This is a genomic window from Isoptericola sp. NPDC056605 (assembly GCF_042792795.1).
Taxonomy (GTDB): domain Bacteria; phylum Actinomycetota; class Actinomycetes; order Actinomycetales; family Cellulomonadaceae; genus Isoptericola.
Map to the genome: position 1 here is coordinate 71564 of NZ_JBHTVT010000024.1, position 7300 is coordinate 78863.

General features: G+C 75.7%; 9 protein-coding genes. 2 read left to right on the forward strand and 7 right to left on the reverse strand.

Annotated features, from left to right (window positions below):
• Positions 1–30: 30 nt before the first annotated feature.
• The 5 genes from ACFQ8Y_RS19615 to ACFQ8Y_RS19635 all read right to left on the reverse strand — a co-directional run bounded on the left by ACFQ8Y_RS19615 (position 31) and on the right by ACFQ8Y_RS19635 (position 4056).
• On the reverse strand, positions 31–711 hold the full coding sequence (locus ACFQ8Y_RS19615) for a peptide deformylase (RefSeq protein ID WP_430586490.1): 681 nt from the start codon (positions 709–711) through the stop codon (positions 31–33).
• Entirely contained in the window at positions 708–2072 is a 1365-nt protein-coding gene (gene glmM, locus ACFQ8Y_RS19620; protein ID WP_430550764.1) for a phosphoglucosamine mutase, read from the reverse strand. Before glmM ends, ACFQ8Y_RS19615 begins: the two co-directional genes overlap by 4 nt.
• Positions 2073–2241: 169 nt before the next feature.
• Complete coding sequence (gene rpsI, locus ACFQ8Y_RS19625; RefSeq protein ID WP_380243297.1) at positions 2242–2730, reverse strand: 30S ribosomal protein S9; 489 nt, start codon at positions 2728–2730, stop codon at positions 2242–2244.
• A gap of 32 nt (positions 2731–2762) precedes the next feature.
• Positions 2763–3212, reverse strand: a complete 450-nt coding sequence (gene rplM / locus ACFQ8Y_RS19630) for a 50S ribosomal protein L13 (protein ID WP_429764738.1) — start codon at positions 3210–3212, stop codon at positions 2763–2765.
• 244 nt (positions 3213–3456) lie between these two features.
• The gene (locus ACFQ8Y_RS19635) at positions 3457–4056 is read right to left on the reverse strand and encodes a DUF937 domain-containing protein (RefSeq protein WP_430550484.1); all 600 of its coding nucleotides are present in this window, start codon (positions 4054–4056) and stop codon (positions 3457–3459) included.
• 136 nt (positions 4057–4192) lie between these two features.
• Between ACFQ8Y_RS19635 and ACFQ8Y_RS19640 the strand changes: the two genes are divergently transcribed.
• Positions 4193–4606 carry a DUF5709 domain-containing protein gene (locus ACFQ8Y_RS19640; RefSeq protein WP_430550485.1) on the forward strand — a complete coding sequence of 138 codons (414 nt, stop codon included), beginning with the start codon at positions 4193–4195 and terminating at the stop codon, positions 4604–4606.
• Positions 4607–4638: 32 nt separating this feature from the next.
• Here ACFQ8Y_RS19640 and truA read toward each other — a convergent pair whose 3' ends face one another.
• Positions 4639–5541, reverse strand: a complete 903-nt coding sequence (gene truA, locus ACFQ8Y_RS19645; RefSeq protein WP_430550486.1) for a tRNA pseudouridine(38-40) synthase TruA — start codon at positions 5539–5541, stop codon at positions 4639–4641.
• 27 nt (positions 5542–5568) lie between these two features.
• On the opposite strand from truA, the gene ACFQ8Y_RS19650 reads away from it, so the two are divergent.
• Positions 5569–6402, forward strand: a complete 834-nt coding sequence (locus ACFQ8Y_RS19650) for an ROK family protein (RefSeq protein ID WP_430586491.1) — start codon at positions 5569–5571, stop codon at positions 6400–6402.
• A 19-nt stretch (positions 6403–6421) separates the two neighbouring features.
• Here ACFQ8Y_RS19650 and ACFQ8Y_RS19655 read toward each other — a convergent pair.
• Positions 6422–7300 (reverse strand): alpha/beta fold hydrolase (locus ACFQ8Y_RS19655; protein WP_430586492.1); only part of this gene is annotated, 879 nt, incomplete at its 5' end.

The window sequence follows — 7300 nt, forward strand, 5'->3', positions numbered from 1 at the left end:
TCCCCCGGTTCCACCCTGAGCGCCGAATGTTCACCCGAGATCCACGAACCCCGGGTCCACGGCGTTCCCGTACCGCAGCAGGTTCTCGTTCGAGGTGAGCGTCCGCAGCAGCGCGTGGTCCAGGTACAGCTCGCCCGCCAGGTGGTCCGTCTCGTGCTGCGCGATGCGAGCGGGCCAGCCCGTCAGGACCTCGTCGATCGGCGCCCCGGCCTCGTCGCGGCCGGTGAGCCGCACGCGCCGGTGCCGCGCGACGACGGCCTGCCAGCCGTGCACCGACAGGCAGCCCTCGTGGAACGCGGCCCGCTCCGGCTCCCCGTCGGGGCCCGGCAGCGGCTCGTACGCCGGGTCGAGCAGCACCCGGTAGGGCAGCGGCGACCGCTCCCGCGGGTCGTCGGCGCCGGCGCCGGCGTCCTCCACCACGGCGATCGCCAGCCCGATCCCGACCTGCGGCGCGGCGAGCCCCACGCCGGGCGCGGCGTGCATGGTGCGGCGCATCGCCTCGAGCAGCCGCGGCAGCACGTCGCCGAGCTGCCCCGTGTACGGGGCCGCGGGGGCCCGCAGCACCGGCGCACCGGCCTGCACGATCGGCAGCAGGCCGGTGCCCGGCCCGTCCGCCGCCGCGTCCGCCCGGTCCAGCAGGTCGACGACGGCGGCCCGCAGGCCCTCGTCCACGCCCGCCCCGTGGCGGTCGGCCGAGGCGCCGTCGGTCACAGGGCCAGCCGGTCGCGCACGACCGCGGCGAGCGTGTCCGCCACGCCGTCGGCCTGCGTCTGGGTGGCCGCCTCGACCATGACCCGCACGAGGGGCTCGGTGCCCGACGGGCGCAGCAGCACGCGGCCGGTCTCCCCCAGCAGCGCCTCCGCGCTCTCGATCGCGGCGCGCACGCCCTCGTCGTCGCCCGCGCGGGCCTTGTCCACGCCCTTGACGTTGACGAGCGTCTGCGGGAGGCGGGGGACGTCGGCGGCGAGGTCGGCCAGGCGCCGACCGGTCGCCTTCACGCGCGCGGCGAGGTGCAGCGCGGTGAGGACGCCGTCGCCGGTCGTGGCGTGGTCGGCGAGGATGATGTGGCCCGACTGCTCGCCGCCGAGCCCGTACCCGTGCGCCCGCATCTCCTCGAGCACGTACCGGTCGCCCACGCCCGTCTGGATCGTGGTGATGCCTGACTCGCGCATCGCGAGCAGGAGGCCCAGGTTGCTCATCACCGTGACGACCAGCGTGTCCGACGGCAGCCGGCCCTCGTCCTTGAGCGCGCGGGCCAGGATCCCGAGGATCTGGTCGCCGTCCACCAGCACCCCCCCGTGGTCGACGGCGAGGCAGCGGTCGGCGTCGCCGTCGAACGCGACGCCGAAGTCGGCCTCCGCGGCCACGACGACGGCCTGCAGCTGCTCCGGGTGGGTGGAGCCGGCCTTCTCGTTGATGTTGCGGCCGTCGGGGCTCGCGTTGATGACGACGACGTCGGCCCCCGCCTCGCGCAGCGCCTCCGGACCGACCTGGCTCGCGGCGCCGTTCGCGGCGTCCACGGCGATGCGCAGGCCTTCCAGCGGGCGGACGTCCGGGGTGGTCCCGATGCTCGCCACGAGGTGCTCGACGTACTGCTGCGCGGCGATGCCGGTGTCGGAGCGCATGCGGCCGACGTCGGCGCCGATCGGCCGCTCCCAGTCCTGGCCGAGACGCGCCTCGATCTCGTCCTCGACGTGGTCGGCCAGCTTGAGGCCGCCGCGCGCGAAGAACTTGATGCCGTTGTCCGGCATCGCGTTGTGGGACGCGGAGATCATCACGCCGAGGTCCATGTCCATCGCCCCCACGAGGTGGGCCAGCGCCGGGGTGGGCAGCACGCCCAGGTTGACCACGTCCACGCCGGAGCTGGCGAGGCCGGCGCCGACCGCGGCGGACAGGAACTCCCCGGACACGCGCGGGTCTCGCCCCACGACGGCGCGCGGGCGGTGGCCGGCGAAGTCGCCCGACGTGCCGAGCACGTGGGCCGCCGCGCTGCCGAGCCCGAGGGCCAGGTCCGCGGTGACGTCCCGGTTGGCGAGCCCACGGACCCCGTCGGTGCCGAACAGTCGCACGATGTCTCCTCCTCCGGGCGCGGCGGTGGATCCGCACGCACACCCCACGGCGCCCCCGCGGACGCCGCACCGATCGTAGCCGGACATGAGGACGGCCCCGCCGGAAGAGTTCCGACGGGGCCGTCCGTGACGCTGACGCTCCTGTCGATGCCCGAAGGCCAGGAGCGCTCGATCAGCGCTTCGAGTACTGCGGCGCCTTGCGCGCCTTCTTGAGACCGGCCTTCTTGGACTCGACCGCACGCGGGTCACGCGTGAGGTAGCCGGCCTTCTTCAGCGCGGGGCGGTTCGCCTCGGAGTCGATCGCGTTGAGCGCGCGGGCGATGCCCAGGCGCACCGCACCGGCCTGGCCCGAGGGGCCGCCGCCGGTGATGCGGACGATGACGTCGAAGCGGCCCTCGACCTCGACCAGCTTCAGCGGCGAGTTCACGAGCTGCTGGTGCACCTTGTTCGGGAAGTAGTCCTCGAGGGTGCGACCGTTGATCTTCCACGTCCCGGTGCCGGGGACGAGGCGCACGCGCGCCACGGCCTCCTTGCGGCGACCGACGGCCGCGCCGGGAGCGGTGATGGACTGGCCGCCGTCCGCGACGGGCGCGGCGGACTCAGAGGTGTAGGTGCTGGGCGTGTTCTCGTCCAGCTCGGTGTCGACGGTGGTCTCGGCCACTGTGAATCCTTCGCTTTGCATCCGGCAGCGGCTCAGGCCTGCTGCGAAACCTGGGTGATCTCGAACTGCTTGGGCTGCTGCGCCGCGTGCGGGTGCTCCGCGCCGCGGTAGACCTTCAGCTTGCCCAGCTGGTCGCGACCGAGGGACGTCTTCGGGAGCATGCCGCGCACGGCCTTCTCCACTGCCCGCTCGGGGTTCTTCTCGAGAAGCTCGCCGTAGTTGACCGAGCGGAGACCACCCGGGTAGCCGGAGTGGCGGTAGGCCAGCTTGGTCTCCCGCTTGTTGCCGCTCAGGGCGACCTTGTCCGCGTTGATGACGATGACGAAGTCACCGCCGTCGACGTGCGGGGCGAAGGTCGGCTTGTGCTTCCCGCGCAGGAGGGTGGCGACCTGGCTCGCCAGGCGGCCGAGGACGACGTCGGTCGCGTCGACGACGTACCAGTCGCGCTGGACGTCGCCGGGCTTGGGGGTGTAAGTACGCACGGTTGCGTCACCTTTTCGTGTTCGGTGTCGTCGGGCGAGAAGCAGCGCCCGATGAGTCAGGTGTTGTGCGCGGGTGCTCCGGTGGCGTCCTGGCCGAGGCATCGTCGGTGCGAGTGGGCGCGCTGACGACGCGGGACGCCGGAGGCATAGCACAACGACGAGCCAGTTTAGCGGTCGCCCTGCACACGGGTCAAAGCGACGCCGGTCACGCCGGCACCGGGGTCCGACGACACCGGGGACGGTCTCAGCGACGCCCGCCGCCGAGCAGCCCGCCCAGGCTGCCGAGCAGCCCGCCGACGTCGAGACCGCCGGCCGACCCGCCGCCGCCGAGCAGCCCGCCGAGGAGGTCGCCGAGGCCACCGCCGGCCGAGCCCTCGGCAGGCTCGCCCGACGCGGTCGCCTGACCGCCGCCGAGCTTCTTCGACAGGAAGGACAGCGCGAGCGGCGCGAGGATCGGGAGCAGCTTCTGCAGGACCCCCGAGTCCGTGCCCGCCGCCCCGGACAGCTGCGCGACCACCTGGTCCTTGTTCGCGCCGAACACGTGGTCCACGATCTTCTCGCCGTCCGCCGTGTCGACCTGGGCGACGTCGATCCCGCCCTCGACCAGGCCGGGGTCGTGCTGGGAGAGGGCACCCGCCAGCGACGCCGCGCCGGCCGGGTCGTCGGCGTTCGCCTTGAGGCCGCCGAAGAGCGCGGGCAGCGCCCCGCCGACGGCCCGCTGGGCCTGCTCGGCGTCGACGCCGAGCTGTCCGGCGATCTGGTCGATCGGGATCTCGGCGAGCAGGTCGTCGATGGACGCGCCCGCCGCTCCACCGGACGCTGCACCGGGCATGGAAGCAGGCATCGAGGGCTCCTCGTCGTGCCGCGCCCGGCGGGCGCACCTGCCGGTCACGCTAACGGGCGCGGGCGGCCTCGCAACCGCACGGTCCGGCCCGGCCGCCCTCGTTGCAGCGGCACCGCCGCGGGTGCACCGTGGTGACATGACCCAGGAGACACCCGGCACCTCCCCGGACCCCGAGACCGGCGCCGAGGGCGACGAGGACCAGCTGCCCCAGGAGGACACGCTCCTCGATCCCGACCTCGACGACGTCCTCGACGAGGGCTACTCCCCGCTGGAGCGGTCGCGGTCGAACCACTGGGGCGAGACGGCGTGGGAGGAGTCCGCCGGCGAGCCCCTGGACCAGCGCCTCGCCGAGGAGCAGCCGGACGTCTGGGAACGCGACCCGCTGGATCGCCCGGACACGACCCGTGCCGGTCGGCTCGCGGAGGACCCCTTCGCCGACCCCGGGGAGGACGGCGACCGCGAGAACGACGTCTACGGCGAGGACGCCGGCATCGACGGCGCGGGTGCCAGCGCCGAGGAGGCCGCCGTCCACTGGGTGGAGGAACCGTAGCGTCGACGAGCCGCCGCCGGGACCCCTCGGGCTCAGCCGGCGTCGACCTCGCCCGGGTCCCGCCGGGCGCGGACGCGCTCGGCGCGCGCGGCGAGCTCGTCGTCGTCCGGGTAGGCGACCCGCTCGAGAGTCAGCCCCCGGGCCGCGACGACGCCGGACGCCGCGGAGCGGGACCGGCCCGCCAGCACCGCGGCGGGCTCGTCCGGGCCGCGGCGCCCCTCCCCCACGGCCAGCGACATGCCGACCAGCGCGCGCACCATCGAGTGGCAGAACGCGTCGGCCTGCACGGTCGCGACGACGAGCCCGGCGTCCGGCCCGTCCGCGGGGCGGTCCCACGACAGGTGCGTGAGCTCGCGGATGGTCGTGGCGCCCTCGCGGGGCTTGCAGAAGGCCGCGAAGTCGTGCAGCCCGACCAACGGCTGCATCGCCCGGTGCATCGCCTCGACGTCGAGCGGGCGGCGGTGCCAGAGCACCCAGTCACGACGCAGCGGGTCGCGCAGGTCCGGGCGGTCGGCCACCCGGTAGGCGTAGCGGCGGTGCAGCGCGGAGAACCGCGCGTCGAACCCCGCCGGTGCCACCGCGGCCCGGTGCACGACGACGTCGGGCGGCAGGACGCCGGCCAGCCGGTCGGCGAGGGCGACGCCGGGCTCCCGGTCGGACCGCCCGGGCATCTCCGCCCAGCGCTCGCGCGACACGTCGACGTGCGCCACCTGGCCGCGGGCGTGCACCCCCGCGTCCGTCCTCCCCGCCACCGTCAGCCGCGGGCGGGGCAGGCCGAGGGGTCCGGTCCGCAGCACGGTCGCGAGGGCGTCCTCCAGCACCCCCTGCACGGTGCGCAGCCGCGGCTGGGTGGCCCAGCCCGCGAAGTGGGTGCCGTCGTAGGCGAGGTCGAGCCGCACCCGGAGGGCGTCGGCGGGAGGTGTCGGCGTGCTCACGGACCCATTGTGGCCGGATGATGTCCCGTGATGGTCGACCCAGGCGCCACGGCGCGCACCCCCGAACCCGGCCCCGGCGGCGGTACCTCCCGAGCGCCCGCGCCCTCCGACGTCCTCACCCTCGCCGTCGACTGCGGCGGCGGGGGCATCAAGGCGGCGGTGCTGGACTCCGCGGGCACCGCGCACGCGTCGCCGGTGCGCGTCCCCACCCCCTACCCGCTGCCCCCGAGCCTGCTCCTGGACACCGTGGCAGGCATCGCGGAGCGCCTCCCCGCCGCGCACCGGGCCACCCTCGGGATGCCGGGCATGATCCGCCACGGCGTGGTCGTCCACACCCCGCACTACGTCACCCGCTCGGGCCCCCGCTCGCGGGTGCTGCCCGAGCTCGTGGAGGCGTGGGCCAGCTTCGACGTCCGCGGCGCGCTCGCCCGACGGCTCGGCGTGCCGGCCCTCGTGCTCAACGATGCCGAGGTGCACGGCGCCGGCGTCGTCGCGGGCTCCGGGGTCGAGCTGGTGCTCACCCTCGGCACCGGGTTGGGGTCGGCGCTGTTCGACGGCGGTCTGCTCGCCCCGCACCTGGAGTGGTCGCACGCCCCCGTGCGCCGGGGCGCGACGTACGACCAGTACGTCGGCGAGCCGGAGCGACGGCGGCTGGGCGACGGGCTGTGGTCGCGGCGGGTCGTCGCGACGGTCGACGGGCTGCGCCCGGTGTTCCGCTGGGACCGCTTGTACCTGGGCGGCGGCAACTCCCGCCGCATCACGCCGGCCGCCCTCGACCGCCTGGGCGACGACGTCGTGGTCGTCCCCAACTCCGCCGCGCTCGTCGGGGGTGCGCGGGCGTGGGACCTGACGCTCACCTGACCGGCGCCGGCGGTCCCGCTCAGACGACGGGTGCCGCGGCGCGGTCCACCTCCGCCGCGGCCACGACCGCCTCGGCCTCGAGGAGGGCCCGGGTGAAGGCGACCGGGGCGTCGAGGCTGACGAGGTGGCGGGCGTGCGGCACCACGACCAGCCGGGCCGGCGCGCCGCCGGCCCGGGCCGCGGCGACGAACGCGCGCTCCTGCCCGCGGAAGTGGTCGTAGCGCCCGTTGACGAACCACACGGGGCTGCTCGCGGCCGCGAGGGCGCCGAGCGTGTCGGTCGGGCCCAGCTCCCGCAGCACCTCGGTCATGGCGCGCAGGGCGTACCCGCCGGCCCCCAGGTCCTCCGCCCCTTCGCCGTCGAGGGCGAGGCGGACGAACGTGTCGTTCAGCCGGGCGCCGTGGTCGGGCCAGCCCTCGATCCACCGGGCGAGCGACAGCCACGCCGGGCGCAGCGACGACGACGACACCGTGCAGCAGGACGCGGCGACGAGGCCGGCGCACTGCCCGGGACGGCGTGCGCGGTGCTCGATGGCGACATAGCCGCCGAGGGACAGGCCCGCCACGATGGCGCGCCCGCCCAGCGCGTCGACGTCGCGGCGCACCGCCTCCACCGCGCCGTCGAGGGTGAACGGCTCGCCCCGGCGCGTGCCGTGGCCCGGCAGGTCCGTCGCGACGGCGGGGACCCCGGCGCGCCCCAGCGCCTCGAGCTGGCGCCGCCACATGGTCGCGGACGTGCGGGAGCCGTGCACGAGCACCACCGGCACGGGCGGCAGAGAGCGGGACGGCGCTTCGGGGCGGGCGACCATGATCCCCAGCCTAGGAACGACGAGGCCCCGCGCCACCTCTCGGGTGGCGCGGGGGCGCGGCGTGGTCGCGGGGGCGCGGGTGGGCCGGCC

Bases quoted from the DNA above. Each gene is read 5' to 3' on its own strand.
- ACFQ8Y_RS19635 (WP_430550484.1), bottom strand. From the start codon at position 4,056: ATGCCTGCTTCCATGCCCGGTGCAGCGTCCGGTGGAGCGGCGGGCGCG.
- ACFQ8Y_RS19640 (WP_430550485.1), top strand. From the start codon at position 4,193: ATGACCCAGGAGACACCCGGCACCTCCCCGGACCCCGAGACCGGCGCC.